The 14,354-nt window shown below is 61.6% G+C and carries 10 protein-coding genes and 1 pseudogene; 6 read left to right on the forward strand and 5 right to left on the reverse strand.

What is annotated here, in order from left to right; genetic code table 11:
* Positions 1 to 9: 9 nt before the first annotated feature.
* A complete protein-coding gene (locus ABD104_RS16390; protein WP_343927844.1) occupies positions 10 to 1,689 on the reverse strand; it encodes a 2-isopropylmalate synthase in 1,680 nt (559 codons plus the stop codon).
* Positions 1,690 to 1,967: 278 nt separating this feature from the next.
* Between ABD104_RS16390 and ABD104_RS16395 the strand changes: the two genes are divergently transcribed.
* A complete protein-coding gene (locus tag ABD104_RS16395; protein WP_338616285.1) occupies positions 1,968 to 2,735 on the forward strand; it encodes an AraC family transcriptional regulator in 768 nt (255 codons plus the stop codon).
* Positions 2,736 to 3,390: 655 nt separating this feature from the next.
* Positions 3,391 to 4,671, forward strand: coding sequence for a tyrosine-type recombinase/integrase (locus tag ABD104_RS16400; protein WP_343927845.1), 1,281 nt, complete (start codon positions 3,391 to 3,393; stop codon positions 4,669 to 4,671).
* Positions 4,672 to 4,821: 150 nt separating this feature from the next.
* Here ABD104_RS16400 and ABD104_RS16405 read toward each other — a convergent pair whose 3' ends face one another.
* Entirely contained in the window at positions 4,822 to 5,529 is a 708-nt protein-coding gene (locus ABD104_RS16405; protein ID WP_425543338.1) for a LysR family substrate-binding domain-containing protein, read from the reverse strand.
* On the opposite strand from ABD104_RS16405, the gene ABD104_RS16410 reads away from it, so the two are divergent.
* A protein-coding gene (locus ABD104_RS16410) for an IS3 family transposase (RefSeq protein ID WP_225546713.1) occupies positions 5,516 to 6,666 on the forward strand; the annotation gives its coding sequence in 2 pieces (ribosomal slippage) (positions 5,516 to 5,762 and positions 5,762 to 6,666; 1,152 coding nt in all). The two genes, ABD104_RS16405 and ABD104_RS16410, sit on opposite strands and share 14 nt — an antisense overlap.
* Positions 6,667 to 6,670: 4 nt before the next feature.
* On the opposite strand, the pseudogene ABD104_RS16415 reads toward ABD104_RS16410, so the two are convergent.
* The 3 genes and pseudogenes from ABD104_RS16415 to ABD104_RS16425 form a co-directional block, all read right to left on the reverse strand.
* Positions 6,671 to 6,931: pseudogene (locus ABD104_RS16415) on the reverse strand (transcriptional repressor); the annotation flags it as partial.
* A 126-nt stretch (positions 6,932 to 7,057) separates the two neighbouring features.
* The gene (locus tag ABD104_RS16420) at positions 7,058 to 8,701 is read right to left on the reverse strand and encodes a RimK family protein (RefSeq protein WP_343927846.1); all 1,644 of its coding nucleotides are present in this window, start codon (positions 8,699 to 8,701) and stop codon (positions 7,058 to 7,060) included.
* 80 nt (positions 8,702 to 8,781) lie between these two features.
* On the reverse strand, positions 8,782 to 9,321 hold the full coding sequence (locus ABD104_RS16425) for a GNAT family N-acetyltransferase (protein ID WP_343927847.1): 540 nt from the start codon (positions 9,319 to 9,321) through the stop codon (positions 8,782 to 8,784).
* Between the two features lie 506 nt (positions 9,322 to 9,827).
* Here ABD104_RS16425 and ABD104_RS16430 point away from each other — a divergent pair.
* The 3 genes from ABD104_RS16430 to kdpB are packed head-to-tail and all read left to right on the forward strand — an operon-like array spanning position 9,828 to position 14,347.
* Positions 9,828 to 10,535, forward strand: a complete 708-nt coding sequence (locus ABD104_RS16430; RefSeq protein WP_343927848.1) for a TorF family putative porin — start codon at positions 9,828 to 9,830, stop codon at positions 10,533 to 10,535.
* 52 nt (positions 10,536 to 10,587) lie between these two features.
* Positions 10,588 to 12,297: a potassium-transporting ATPase subunit KdpA gene (gene kdpA, locus ABD104_RS16435; protein WP_343927849.1), complete on the forward strand. Its 1,710-nt coding sequence runs from the start codon at positions 10,588 to 10,590 to the stop codon at positions 12,295 to 12,297.
* 10 nt (positions 12,298 to 12,307) lie between these two features.
* The gene (kdpB, locus tag ABD104_RS16440) at positions 12,308 to 14,347 is read left to right on the forward strand and encodes a potassium-transporting ATPase subunit KdpB (protein WP_343927850.1); all 2,040 of its coding nucleotides are present in this window, start codon (positions 12,308 to 12,310) and stop codon (positions 14,345 to 14,347) included.
* The last annotated feature ends 7 nt before the right edge of the window (positions 14,348 to 14,354 follow it).

Consider the following 14,354-nt stretch of genomic DNA (forward strand, 5'->3'; position numbering starts at 1 on the left):
TGGAGAGGATTACACGGCAGCCGCTTCGGTCGAGCTTGCGAAACGCGCCGCCGCGCTCAGCACCGCGAGTATCGACGCCACGACGATGTTGGCGTGGCGGCCCGCGCCGTAGCGGGTCCCCGGAACGCCGGGCAGGGCGGCCTCGACGACGGCGAAGGCCTGGGCGTCGGCGCCGGCTCCCAGGCTGCGCTCTTCGTAGCCATCGATGCGCAGCGGCACGCCGAGCGCGTCCACCGTCGCCGCGATGGGCCCGTTGCCGGTGCCGCACAGGCGGCGCACGCGCCCCGTCCCGTCCGCCACTTCCAGTTCGATGCCCTGGCCTGCCTCGGCGTCGAACAGCCGGTGGCCGCGATAGACCAGCGAGCCGCCCTCGGCGGTCGGCGCCAGATAGGTGCGGCTGAACAGCGCCCACAGTTCGTCGCTGCCGAGCTCCGTTTCGCTGGCGTCCGCATGCTTTTGCACGATGGCGCCGAACTCCACCTGCATGCGGCGCGGCATGACCACGCCACGGTCGCGCTGGAGCAGGAAAGCGATGCCGCCCTTGCCCGACTGACTGTTGACGCGGACGATGCTGTCGTAGGTGCGACCCAGGTCGTGCGGATCGATGGGCAGGTAGGGAACTTCCCAGAAATCGCCTTCGCTGCGCGCCGCGAAGCCCTTGGCGATGGCGTCCTGGTGCGACCCCGAGAAAGCGGTGAAGACCAGGTCGCCGACATACGGATGGCGGGGATGGATGGGCAGGGCGGTGCATTCCTCGGCCACCCGTGCCACGGCGGCGATGTCCGAGAAATCCAGCCCGGGGTGGATGCCCTGCGTGTACAGGTTCAGTGCCAGCGTGACCAGGTCGAGATTGCCGCTGCGCTCGCCGTTGCCGAACAGGCAGCCTTCCACGCGCTCGGCGCCCGCCAGCAGGGCCTGCTCGGCGCAAGCCACGCCGGTGCCCCGGTCGTTGTGGGGGTGCACGGACAGGACCACGTGCTCGCGCCGCTCGATACGGCCGTTCATCCATTCGATCTGGTCGGCGAACACGTTGGGGGTGGCCACCTCCACGGTGGTCGGCAAGTTGATGATGACGGGCCGGCCGGGGCCCGCGTCCCAGGCGCGTATGGCCGTGTTGCACATCTGCAGCGACACCTCCAGCTCGGCCATGCAGAAGGTCTCCGGCGAATACTGCAGGACCCATTCGGTTTCCGGGCAGTCGTCGGTCAGCGTGCGCAGGAGCCGCACGTGGTGCTCGACCATCCGCCGGATCTCGGGCACGGACATGCCGAACACCACCCGGCGCCAGGCAGACGCGATGGCGTTGTAGAAATGGACGATGGCCCGCCGGGCTCCCCGGATGCTGCGGACGGTTTCGCGGATCAGGTCCTCGCGCAACTGCGTGATGACCATGGGCGTGACGTCGTCGGGAATGCGACGCTGGTCGACCAGGTGCCGGACGATGTCGAAGTCGGTGCGCGAGGCGGCGGGAAAGCCGACCTCGATTCCCTTGAATCCCAGCCGCACGAGCTCGTCGAACAACCGCAGCTTGCGGTCGCGGTTCATCGGTTCGAACAGGGCCTGGTTGCCGTCGCGCAGATCGGTCGACAGCCAGACGGGCGCCCGCGCGATGGTGCGCGTAGGCCATTGGCGGCCGGGCAGGTGGACGGGAGGGAAGGGGCGATACTTGGTTTCGGGATGGTCGATCATGACAGGCCTCGGAATGTGGACGCGATCTCCCTGCTTTCAGGTGAAAGCTGCGTCCGGCCGGGGTCTGGGGAGATCAGCGGGTGTCCGTGGTCGTCGTGCGCGCAGGCAGACCCCGGCCGGAGGGCAGGGGCCGTAGTGGCGAAAGCGCGTGGAAGACGAGGTGCATGGGGTCAACCGGATAGTCGATGCCGTCAAGGATAGAAGCGGCGGATCATGGCCGTATTGCGCGTTTTGGCCTTTTCTTGTCGCGAAATGGTCAGTCCAAGGTAGTATGGGCCATGATTTCCCATGCCGCCGGTTCCGCCTACGACTCCACCGCCACGCCCGTGACCGGCGTGGCGGTGGACTACCCGGCCGGCCACGTCATTCCTCCCCACAGCCACCCGCGATCGCAACTGGTCTATGCCATCGAAGGTGTGCTGGCGGTGGAAACCGCCGCCGGCCGCTGGGTCGTGCCGCCCACCCGCGCGGTCTGGCTGCAAGCGGGGGTCGAGCACACCATCCGCGCGCGTGGGGCGGTACGCATGCGCAGCCTGTTCGTCAACGTGGACGCGATCGAGGGCGTGCCCGGAAGCGATTGCGTGATCGACGTTCCGCCGCTGCTGCGCGAGCTGATCCTGGCCGCCACCCTGGTGCCGCCGGACTACCCGGCCGATAGCCGCGATGGCCGGTTGATGCGCTTCCTGCTGGACGAACTGCGTGCCTTGCCGGTGCTGCCGTTCCACCTGCCCTGGCCCGAGGATGCGCGCATCGCGCGCGTGTGCCGGGCCCTGACCGAGGATCCCGCCGCCACCGTCACGGCGCAGCTGTGGGCAGCCCGGCTGGCGATGAGTCCCAAGACTTTCCATCGCCACTTCCTGCGCAGCACCGGCGTGAGCTTCGGCCGATGGCGCCAGCAGGCCCGGCTGCTGCTGGCGCTCGAGGCGCTGGCCCAGGGCCTGCCGGTGCTGCGGGTCGCGTTCGATCACGGCTACGAGAGCCAGAGCGCATTCGCGGCCGCGTTCAAGCGGCAGTTCGGCGTGCCGCCGACGGCGTTCTATCGCTAGGGTTGTGCGAGGCCTCTTTTGGCGTGGGCAGGCCCGAGGCATGCCGGTGTCATGCTCCGTCCCCATTTCTTCCGTTCGACAAGCGAAACGCGGACGCGCTAGAATCCTCGCCGGAGCAGAAACGCGCACATGGCCGCGGCTCCCGACTCACCTCAAGACATGAACCGCATCGTTTCGAACCAAGCAGCTCAGTGGTGGCGCTTCCGCTAGGAAGCGGCACGTCGTTGCGGTTCGAAAACTGCACCCTGCCGCCGTAACCGGTGGCAGGTCGCGATTTCACACAGCTCCTCCGGCACGGCGGCTCCCGATCCAGGAGATTGTCCGTGCATCCAGCAGTACCTCCCCTTGCCAGCCGACCCCCCGCACACGCGCTTCGTGGCTCGTCGCTCGCGTGGTGGCGCCCGCTCTCGTGCGGCGCGATCGCCGACGTGTTCCCGGCCACCGGCCTGTTCGATTCCACGGGGAGAGCGGCATGCTGCTAATGATCGATAACTATGATTGAGGTCCACTGACCTCCATCGTCATCCATTGAGTACATCTAAACCATTGTTTTTAAAGGGCTTACTGTCTACCAAGCGCTTCCAAAATCTGGACAAATCCAGTCCCATTGTGTGTAATGGAGTGTGTAACGGGTCGATTTGGAGGCGTTATACACATGGCACTCACAGCACTCAATCTTCTCTCCGCACGCAAAGTGGAAACGGCGCAGCCCAAGCCCAAGGTGTACCAACTCCGGGACGGAGGCAGCCTCTTTTTGCGCGTTCAACCCAATGGCTCCAAACTTTGGTGGTATCGCTACCGGCTGGGCGGCGCCGAGCAGGTGTACTCGATCGGGGTGTACCCGAAGATCACGTTGGAGGCGGCTCGTGCTGAACGTGACCGGGCAAAGGCGTTGGTCAAGAAGGGTCTTGATCCGATCGTGGAGAAAAAGGCGGCGATCGCGCTCCAGGCCGACACATACGAGCGCACGTTCGAGACCGTTGCTCGGGAGTGGATCGTCAGCAATGCCCACTGGAGCGAGTACTACACCAACCAGGTCACCCGCTACCTTGAGAAGGACGTTTTTCCCCGGATCGGCAAGCTGCCGATCAGCACCATTAGGGCTCCGCATCTGCGTCCCATCATCAAGGATGTGGCTGCTCGTGATGCGAAGACTGTGGCGATCCTCATCCGCCAGTGGAGTGGACAGATCTTCAGCTATGCGGCCGCCCAAGGTCTCTGCGAATTTGATCCTGCCGCCTTGCTCAAGGGGCTGGTCAAGCGCCCTCAAGTCCGCCACAACCCTCCGCTGACGTGGGCTGAGATCCCGGACTTTCTGAATCGAGTGGACAACGAAGGGGGGTATCGAACGACGGTGCTCGCCCTCATGTTGATGGCCTTGACCTATGTGCGCACGGTCGAACTGCGCAAGGCATCATGGGAAGAGTTCGATTTGGACAATGCCATGTGGTCGATTCCTGCCGAGCGCATGAAGATGCGGCGCCCCCATCTGGTTCCCCTGTCGCGGCAGGCAGTGGCTGGGCTAAGGGAGCTTCATGCTCTAACTGGCGGTGGAAAGGTCTTGTTCCCGAGCTACAGGAAGCCCGGACAGGTGATGTCGGCAACGACGCTCAACCAAGCACTCAAGCGCATGGGCTATGCCGGGCGGTTTTCGTCCCACGGGTTCCGTTCGACCGCCACGACGATCCTAGGGTTGCTGGGATATCCCGAAAAGCGGGTTGATCTCCAACTTGCGCACTCCAAGAAAAACAAAGACTCCTCGCGTGCCCCCTACGACCACACGAAGTTCGTGGAGTCGCGCAAGGTGATCATGCAGGACTGGGCCGACATTCTCGACGCATTGCAGGCAGGGAAAAGCGTTGAAGATGTCACGAAGGCCTTTGGTCCCATGTCGAAGCGTAGAACTGCACTGCTCCGGGTTATCGAGCGCGAGTGATGCCTGCTACTCGGCGGGACAGTGCCATGGGAGAAGTTATATGGGGTTGCGCAGTCGAATGATGAAGGACTACGGCGGACAGCCAGGACCTGCTCAAACAGAGTCTAGATGAAGGTAACGTTGCCACCTCCACGCCCAATAGCGGCGCAGTTAGACTGCACCATCCTTGGCGACCTTCAGGGCTCTACGCTCGAACCGCTCTGAAACAGGGTTGGCTTGTTCGGCGGGCTGCTGCAGGTGCGTCACGATCTCGTAGGGGCCGTCGGCAAGTGGTCGCATGCAAATTCCCCATCCATGGGCCCGCTCTATGCGTGATTGCGCGGATACCCCGACGCCATAACCGGCCGCGACCCATAGCGCCATCATCTCGAAAGATGTCACCTGCTGAGTATGCTGCTCGTCCGCAGGCATAAAGGACGACAGCCGCTGATCCAGTAAGGGGCAGTTCTCTGCCTCCCAGCGAAACACAGGTTGGCTTAGCAGTTCGGCAATCGTGACCTTCCCCTTGTCCAAGAAAGGGCGTTTCAATGGCATCGCGACGGCCAGGCTCTCGCTCCACAGAGGCCGCCCCTTCAGGGACGGATCATTCGACTCTTGGAGAGATAGCCCTGCGTCGTAGCGGCCTTCGCGGAGTCCTGCCGCCAACTCGTCGCCTGTGATCTCAAAGAACGCGATGATGACTTCCGGCTCTTCGGCACGTTGCAACGCGAGCAGTGCCGATAAATGCGATGACGGTACGCCAGGCGCTATGGCAAGTTTGAAGCAGGAAAACTGGGTGGTGTGGACCGGCCAGCCTTTCGTAGACACTCGGACGCCATAATTGATGGCAATGACCGAGGTGTTTATGGGCAACAGCAAGCAGTACACGGATGAGTTCCGCGCAGAGGCGGTGAAGCAGGTAATCGAGCGCGGCTTTACAGTCGTGGACGTAGCCTCCCGGATCGGGATTCCCAAGCACACACTGTACGGCTGGGTGCAGGCGGCCAAGAAGACGGTGCGTGCACCGGGCACTATCGCCGTGCTGAGCGATTCGGCTGAGATTCGCCGGCTCAAGGCCGAGCTGCGGCGGGTGACCGAGGAGCGCGACATCCTAAAAAAAGCCGCCGCGTACTTTGCCAAGGGGTAAGGGCGAAGTACGCGTTCATGCACGCGCACGACCGGGAGTTCCGTCTGGTAGCGATGTGCCGGGTGTTGGGTGTGCAACGCAGCGGCTACTACGCCTGGCTGCACCATGGCGCCAGCGCTCGCGAGCGCGAGGACCAGCGCCTGCTAGGACTGATCAAGCATCACTGGCTGGCCAGCGGGACCGTGTATGGCTATCGCAAGATCACCCTGGATCTGCGCGAGGCCGGCGAGCACTGCAGCCGGCACCGTGTCCTGCGTTTGATGAAGGCCGAGGGCCTGCGTGCGCAGGTCGGGTATGGCCGCAAGCCGCGCCATCGCGGTGGCCCCGTGGGCTTGGTAACCAATGTGCTCAACCGGGACTTCGCGCCGCCCGCTCCGAACAAGGTCTGGGTCACGGACATCACCTACATCCGCACTTACGAGGGCTGGCTGTTCCTGGCAGCGGTGATGGATTTGTACTCGCGCCAGATCGTCGGCTGGGCCACGGCGCCGACGATGACCAGTGACCTGGTGTTGCGGGCGTTGGTGGCAGCGGCGTGGCGCCGCAAGCCTGGGCCTGGGGTGATGGTCCACTCCGACCAGGGCTGCCAGTTCACAAGCAGCGATTGGCAGTCGTTCCTGAAGGCACACCGGATGGTGCCGAGCATGAGTCGTCGCGGGAACTGCCATGACAACGCAGTGGCCGAGAGCTTCTTCAGCGTATTGAAGAAGGAGCGGACCAAGCGAAGGATCTATCCGACACGGGCCACTGCTGCATCGGACGTGTTCGACTACATCGAGATGTTCTACAACCCCATCCGCCGACATGGTTCCGCTGGCGGACTGTCACCGGTAGAGTTTGAGAGGCGCTACGCGCAGAGCGGCGACTGAGTGTCTACGGAACTCTGGCCGGTCCAAAGCCGTGCTCCACGGCGATCAACCGTTGTCGCTGCTCGATCGCGTCATCATGGAATTCCTGTACGCGACCACAGGTGGTACAGACCAGATGGTCGTGGTGCATCCCGTCGTCCAGTTCGTAGACGGCCTTGCCCGACTCGAAGTGCGCCTGCTTGAGCAATCCGGCGTGCTGCAACTGCGTCAGCACCCGGTACACAGTGGCCAACCCGGCCTTATGACCTTGCTCGAACAACAGGCGAGCCAATCCCGTGCATCAGCACTCGTCGCAGCACGTGTTGTGCAGACCTTCCCTAGGAAACTCGCCAACCAAACTGCCAGAGAAGAGTTGAATCGATGTTTACTCAAGGGGCGGTGGGTATAAGTTTCAGATGGTATGGGAGATGAGGCCGACCGTCCCATTTTTGACCACTCTATTTTGAGTGAGTGCCGCATCATTGGGACGTAATTCGACGCTCTTTGTCGGAGCAGAGTCACCGTCGCCAAAACGCTTGGATGCGGCACCCGCATCAATATCGGAAGGCTTTAGAGTTGTGGCAGTGCTGTGCCGCTGCTCAAACCGGGAAAGAAGGTGGAGCAGGATTTTTCGATAAACTGCATCGCCCTCGTGGGCATCTTCCATTCCGACATCGATGTTTGGATTGTCGTTGACCTCAATGACAAACGACTGCTCTCCAGTGGATTTGATGTCAATACCGTAGAGTCCATCGCCGATCAGATTTGCCGATCTACTTGCCAAGTCCAGTATCGATAACGGAACGTCCGACAACGGGACAGATTCGACACGTCCCTCCTGGAACTTGCCATTGGCGGCGTGCTTGATGATTTGCCAATGGTCTTTGCACATGTGGTAGCGCGCTGCGAATAGTGGCTTGCCATCCAAAACACCGATACGCCAGTCGAAGGGCGTATACATGAACTCCTGTGCCAGAATGACATCGGATTCTTTGAGCATTTCACGCGCGATTTCCACCAATTGAGTCGCGTCCTCAGCCTTTTTAACGCTGAGACTAAAGGCGCCATCAGGCACCTTTAGTACCACCGGATAAGGCAGCAATCTGGCTGCTGTGTTAAGGCTGTGCTTGCTTAACAAGAACGTCTGAGGTGTCGGCACGTCGTGGCCTTTCAGAAGCTCTGCAAGATATGCCTTGTTGGTGCACCGCAAGATCGACGTTGGATCGTCAATCACAGGCATGTTGGCCATTTCTGCCTTGCGGGCAAACTGAAACGTGTGTTCCGATACTGCAGTCGTTTCCCGGATGAACAAGGCATCGAATTGCGTTAAGCGAGAATAATCTTTCTTTTCGATCAATTCGACAGAAATATCCAGATCTTCTCCAATATCGACAACTTTGCTCAATGTTTTCAGGTTCGATGGAGGCAGGGGGTCTTTCGGGTCATGCAGTATGGCGACCGCCATGCGATAAGTGCGGGGTCGCGGGACCGGATTCCAGGTCCTTCGGGTGAACTTGGCAAGGCCTCGCAAAAAGACGCCATCCTGTTCTGCGCTGATATCCGCAGGCTTAAGTGGCTGTAAGGCCGCGACCTCCCACACTTCCGACTTGGCTGCGCGCTCCACTTCAATCTCTAACAGCGGGCACTGAAACATTTCGAAGCTCTTACGGGCAAGATTGGCAAGCTGTGGGTCCTCGATTTCTCCGAAGAATACGTGCAGAGTGAGGCTTCGTACTGATCGAGGAACTTCTTTTAGCGGGCCGACAAGGGAGTTCAGCATCGGTAGCATGCTTGCCTGCTGCTTGCGGCGCCCGAGATCCAGGATGGTTTCGACACTCGGAGTCACCCGATCTCCGCGAGCTTCCGCGAGTAGCGAGCAGTAGTACCCGACACTCAGGTAGCTGTAGCTTCGACACAAATTAATGATCTTTCGTGGCCGGCTTCGTATTCGGGGGCCATCCGCAAGGAAATTTTCTGCCGTGACGACCTCCATGCCTGGGTCGCTCCAGCGAAAATCGTTTGGTTTCTCGACGATGATGAGATGATCTGAATTCATTGAAAGCCCTCACTGCAAATGATCGTCGCTCCGGCCATCGTTCATGGCCGGCGACAGTTGTGGTGCTCGAACTGCGCGGCCTAGCCAGGCGGCGCTTGATTTGAGTCGAGAGAACGGATTTTTGAGTTATCCGCTTTCTCGGGGACAACTCGCGAGGAAATACCGGGGCGCAGTTGTTTGCGAAAACGGATAGCACTCGCGCCATCGGCGTAGTAATCGGGGATTGGAGCACCAAATGGCGTGTAGCCTAGTGCGCGAAATAGCGCGTGCGCGCGCACATTGTCAATGCGACTCTCCAGGCGCACTTCGGTGCAGCCGTGCGCAGTTGCTGCGCGGGAAACTTCATTTGTGAGAAGGTGGCCGATTCCGGAGCGTTGGCAGCCGCTCTTGACGGCAATCGAATAAAGGCGAGCAATCTGAGATCGCTTGCGCATGAGAATTACCGCACTACCTACGACCATGGCGCCTGCCTCTGCCACCAGTACAATGGCCGAGGCACTCTCTGATAGGGCGCGCCAGCTTCTTCGCGATATTCGATCAAAAGCGAACGATTGTTCTTCAAGCTCTATGAGCTGCTCGATATCCTGGTGGTCGGCCAGCCTAATGCGGGTTTTTGTCATCTGCGTTGTGAAGAACTCGAACTTCGCCTGCGGCGCGTGGGGTACTCAATGAGCACCCATGCAAGAAGCAGCGGAACCACAATGGCGAGAATAGCCAGCATGAAGTGCAGAAACTCATTCAACACGATGAGATTCCAAGTGCTTGGTCGTTGAACGGTTCGCACGCCATTTCTCGATGCGGTTGGCCAAGCGGAAGAACGCGATGAACCCGACGACGACGACGAATACAAAGGTAATGTCCTGGAGAAATTGAGGCACTGGTGGCGTCCGATGGTCCTTGGTAGTCACCTAAACCATACGCCGCGGCGGTCAAGAGCGTCGTAAATTCGGCATAAAGTCTCGCCCTGTAGGCGGTGCCGCGAGGCGTTCCCGTAACACTGACTCCCCGCCGCAGGGGCTTCGCAAGCGGCACCCCTCATCAAATTTACGCAGAAGTTATGACGCGACCAAGGACTTAGGCGAATACTGCTGCATGGCAATTTCGCCATTCGATTGCGAAAAAGAACATGCGCGCTCAAATCTTCAAATCCCTGGCGGGCGTCGCTGCGGTATGCGGCGGTGTCATGGTTGCTACGCTGCCGTCTGTAGCAACCGCACAAGTCACTGGCAGCGTGGCCTTGACTTCCGACTACGTGTGGCGAGGGTCTTCCCAGACCCGGGAGAAGCCCGCCATTCAAGGGTCGTTCAAGTACGCCCACGACTCCGGTCTCTATGCCTCAGTGTGGGGCTCGAACGTCAAGTTCAAGCCCGACAACGGCGCGTCGAGTGAGTTCGACATCGCGCTGGGCTGGAGCGGCAAAGTCGCTGAGGACTGGGCGCTCGACGTCTACTACCTGCGCTACCAGTACCCGGGCTCCGATGTGAACCTCAACTGGAACGAGGTCAATGCCGCCGTGACGTGGCGCGACAACTACTGGGTCGCGGTCGGGCACTCCACGAACGCCATGGCAAGCAAGACCACCGGCACCTATGCACTCGTGGGCGCCCGCTACCCGATCAACGACACATGGCGGGTCGAGGGAACCCTGGCGCGCTACTTCCTCGACAGCGCTTACGCGAAGAGCTACACCCACGGCTCCATCGGCGTCGTATGGGCGTTCAAGGCCCCCTTCGAGGCTCGTCTGACGTTGCATGGCACCGACTCGGCGACCAAGCAACTGTTCCCCGGCATGGCTGGCTCGCGCGCCGAGTTTGCCATCCAGGCGTCTTTTTGACGGAGCGCCTGATGAATGCAAGTTTCATTGAACCAAGCGATGGAGCCCGACCATGACTGAGTTTCTTCTCGTATTCGCCCTCGCGATTGCCCTGGGCTGGCCGCTTGGCCGCTACCTGGCCGCAGTGATGCGCGGCGAGCCGATGCGTGGCGACGGGCTTTTCCTTTGGTTGGAACGGCCGTTGTATGCGCTCATCGGCACCAATCCCCAGCGCGGCATGAGTTGGCGCGGCTATGCGAGCGCCTTCGTGCTGAGCAACCTGATGCTGGCCGTCATTGTCTGGCTGATTCTGATGACCCAAGCCTGGTTGCCGCTCAACCCGAATGGCGCGCCCAACATGAGCTGGGACCTGGCGCTACACACCATGGTCTCGTTCCTGACCAACACCAACCAGCAGCACTACTCGGGGCAAGCGCAACTCTCCTATCTCGCGCACATGACGGGCATCGTGACGCTGCAGATCATCACGCCGATGATGGGGCTGGCGCTCACTGCCGCGACGCTGCGTGGGCTGTTCGGCGGACGCAATGCGCAGGCGCGCAAGGCCGAAAGCCATGAGCAGGCACCCGTGGACGTCGGCAACTACTGGGCCGACGTGATCCGCCCCACGCTGCGTTTCATGGTGCCGCTGTGCCTGGTGTGGTCGGTGCTGCTGACCAGCCAAGGCGTCCCGGCCACGCTGGCGGGCGGCCCGGTGGTCGCGCCCGTCGACGCGACGGTCGAGATGAAAGAGCAGAAGATCCCGCTCGGCCCGGTTTCGCCGATGGTGGCGATCAAGCAACTCGGCACCAATGGTGGCGGCTGGTATGGCCCCAACAGCTCGGTGCCACTGGAAAACCCGACGCCGCTGTCCAACCTGCTGGAAACGCTGGCACTGATTCTCGTGCCCGTGGCGGTCGCTTTCATGATTGGCCCGTTCACTGGACGGCGAAAATTCGCAGGCATGGTATTCGGCACGATGCTGCTGATGTCCGTGGCTTCCGCAGGTTTTGCCATCTGGTCCGAAGGGCATTCCTCGACCTCGTCGGACATCGCACTGATGGAGGGCAAGGAAGTGCGTCTCGGGGCCGAGCCATCTGCACTGTGGGCCGCGCTGACGACGCAGACCTCCAACGGCTCGGTCAACGCCATGCACGATTCGCTGGCACCGCTGACTGGCTTGGTCACGATCAGTGACATGCTGATCAATGCCATCTGGGGCGGCATCGGCAGTGGACTGCAACAGTTCCTGACGTATCTGCTGCTTGGCGTGTTCCTGGCGGGGCTGATGACCGGACGGACACCCGAACTGTTCGGCCGCAAAATCGAAGCGCCGGAGGTCAAGCTGCTTGCGGTTCTCGTGCTGCTGCAGCCGCTGGTCCTGCTAGGACTGACCGCCATCACGTTGTCGGTGCCGAGCCTGGCAGGAAACTCGAACCCTGGGTTCCACGCCATCAGCCAGGTGTTTTATGAGTACACCTCGGCCTTTGCCAACAACGGTTCTGGCTTCGAGGGATTGGGGGACGCCACCGTGTGGTGGAACGTGACGTGCAGCTTCGTGCTGGCCGCAGGCCGCTATCCAGCGCTCATCATTCCCCTGATGATCGCCGCCATGCTCGCACGCAAGCGCCAGGCCCCGGAGAGCGCGGGCAGCCTGCAGATCGAAACCCCCACATTTGCGCTCACGCTGATCGCCGTCATTGTCATCCTGACGCTGCTTCAGTTCATGCCTGTGCTGGTGCTGGGGCCTGTGGCCGATCACCTGACCCTGGTTGCGCGTTGAGGAAAACATCATGAGCAATACAACCTCTCAAGAAAACCCAGTCCGCACGCCGCGACTGGAAGAGCGCGGGTTCGTCCCCGCACTGATCAACGCCTTCATCAAACTGGCGCCGCAGCACATCATCAAGAACCCGGTCATGGCCGTGGTCTGGCTGGGCACCCTTGTGACTGCGGTGGCCACGCTGGCCGGCTGGGCGCAGCCTGGCTTTGGCTGGGCGGTGACCGTGATCCTGCTGATCACCGTGCTGTTCGGCAATTTCGCCGAGGCGGTGGCCGAGTCACGGGGGCGGGGCCAAGCCGCCTCGCTGCGCCGTGCTCGCAAGGACCTGATGGCGCGGCGGCTCGACAAGGCTGGAGGCGAAAAGACCGTGCCCGCCGCGGAACTGCGGCCCGGCGACCTCGTCGTGATCGAGGAAGGGCAACTGGTGCCGGCCGATGGCGAGATTGTTGAAGGCCTGGCTACCATCAACGAGGCCGCCGTCACCGGCGAGTCCGCGCCCGTGCTGCGCGAGGCCGGCACCGACCGCTCGGGCGTGATCGGCGGCACCAAGGTGCTGTCCGATCGAATCGTCGTTCGCGTCACAGCCGAGCCGGGCAACAGCTTCCTTGATCGCATGATCGCTCTCGTAGAAGGCTCGAACCGGCAGAAAACTCCCAATGAAGTCGCCCTTGGCTTGCTTCTGGGTGTGATGACGTTGACCTTCCTGATCGTCGTCGTGACCCTGCCATTTATCGGTGGGTTCGTCGGCGTCGAGGTGAATGTGGTGCTGCTGGTCGCCCTGCTGGTGTGCCTGATCCCGACCACCATCGGCGGTTTGCTGCCGGCCATCGGCATCGCCGGCATGAACCGCGCCCTGCAAGCCAATGTCCTGGCCAAGTCCGGCAAGGCCGTGGAGGTGGCGGGTGATGTGGACGTGTTGCTTCTGGACAAGACTGGCACGATCACCTACGGCGATCGCCAGGCCACGGCCTTTCATCCGATGGCCGCCGTGGATGTGGCGCAACTGCGCCAGGCCGCGCTACTGGCCTCTTTGGCCGATCCGACGCCTGAAGGCAAGTCCATCGTCAAACTCGCACGGGAGATGGGCGAGAAGCTGGCCGACCCCGATGGAGCGCATTTCGTGCAGTTCACCGCACAGACGCGGATGTCTGGTGTCGATCTTCCCGGCGACCGCGTGATCCGAAAAGGGGCGATGGACGCGATTGTCAAGCACGTCAAGCTTCTCGATGGTCACGTGCCCGCAGAGCTGGAGGCTCGCGTCACCAGTGTCGCTCGCAAGGGCGCCACGCCGCTGGTGGTCAGCGATGGCCGGCATGTACTGGGTGTCATCGAACTGTCGGACGTCGTCAAGCACGGAATCAAGGAACGCTTTGCCCGCTTGCGCGCCATGGGCATCAAGACCGTCATGATCACTGGCGACAACAAGCTGACGGCGGCCAGCATCGCTGCTGACGCAGGCGTGGACGACTACATCGCGGAGGCAAAGCCGGAAGACAAACTTGCGCGCATCCGCGCCGAGCAGTCCGGCGGCCGTCTTGTGGCGATGGTCGGCGACGGCACCAATGACGCGCCGGCGCTGGCCCAGGCCGACGTGGGGCTGGCCATGAACTCCGGCACCCAGGCGGCCAAGGAAGCCGGCAACATGGTCGATCTGGACAGCGACCCGGCCAAGCTGCTGGCGGTGGTCGAAATCGGCAAGCAGCAGCTCATCACACGCGGCGCGCTGACCACCTTCTCGTTGGCCAACGACGTTTCCAAGTACTTTGCCATCCTGCCGGCTCTGTTCGCTGCCTCCATCCCGCAGATGGCAGCGCTCAACGTCATGAATCTGAGCAGCCCGACCAGCGCGGTGCTGTCGGCATTGATCTTCAACGCCATCATCATCCCGCTGCTGATCCCTTTGGCGCTGCGTGGTGTGCGATTCAAGCCCTCCACATCGACCCAGTTGCTGCGCAGCAACATGCTGATCTACGGTGTTGGCGGTGTCTTGCTGCCCTTCATCGCGATCAAGGTCATCGACGTCTTGATTTCAACCTTGTTCTCTTTCTGAGGAGTTG

Origin of the sequence: Pigmentiphaga daeguensis, assembly GCF_039523035.1 — a bacterium.
GTDB lineage: Bacteria > Pseudomonadota > Gammaproteobacteria > Burkholderiales > Burkholderiaceae_B > Pigmentiphaga > Pigmentiphaga daeguensis.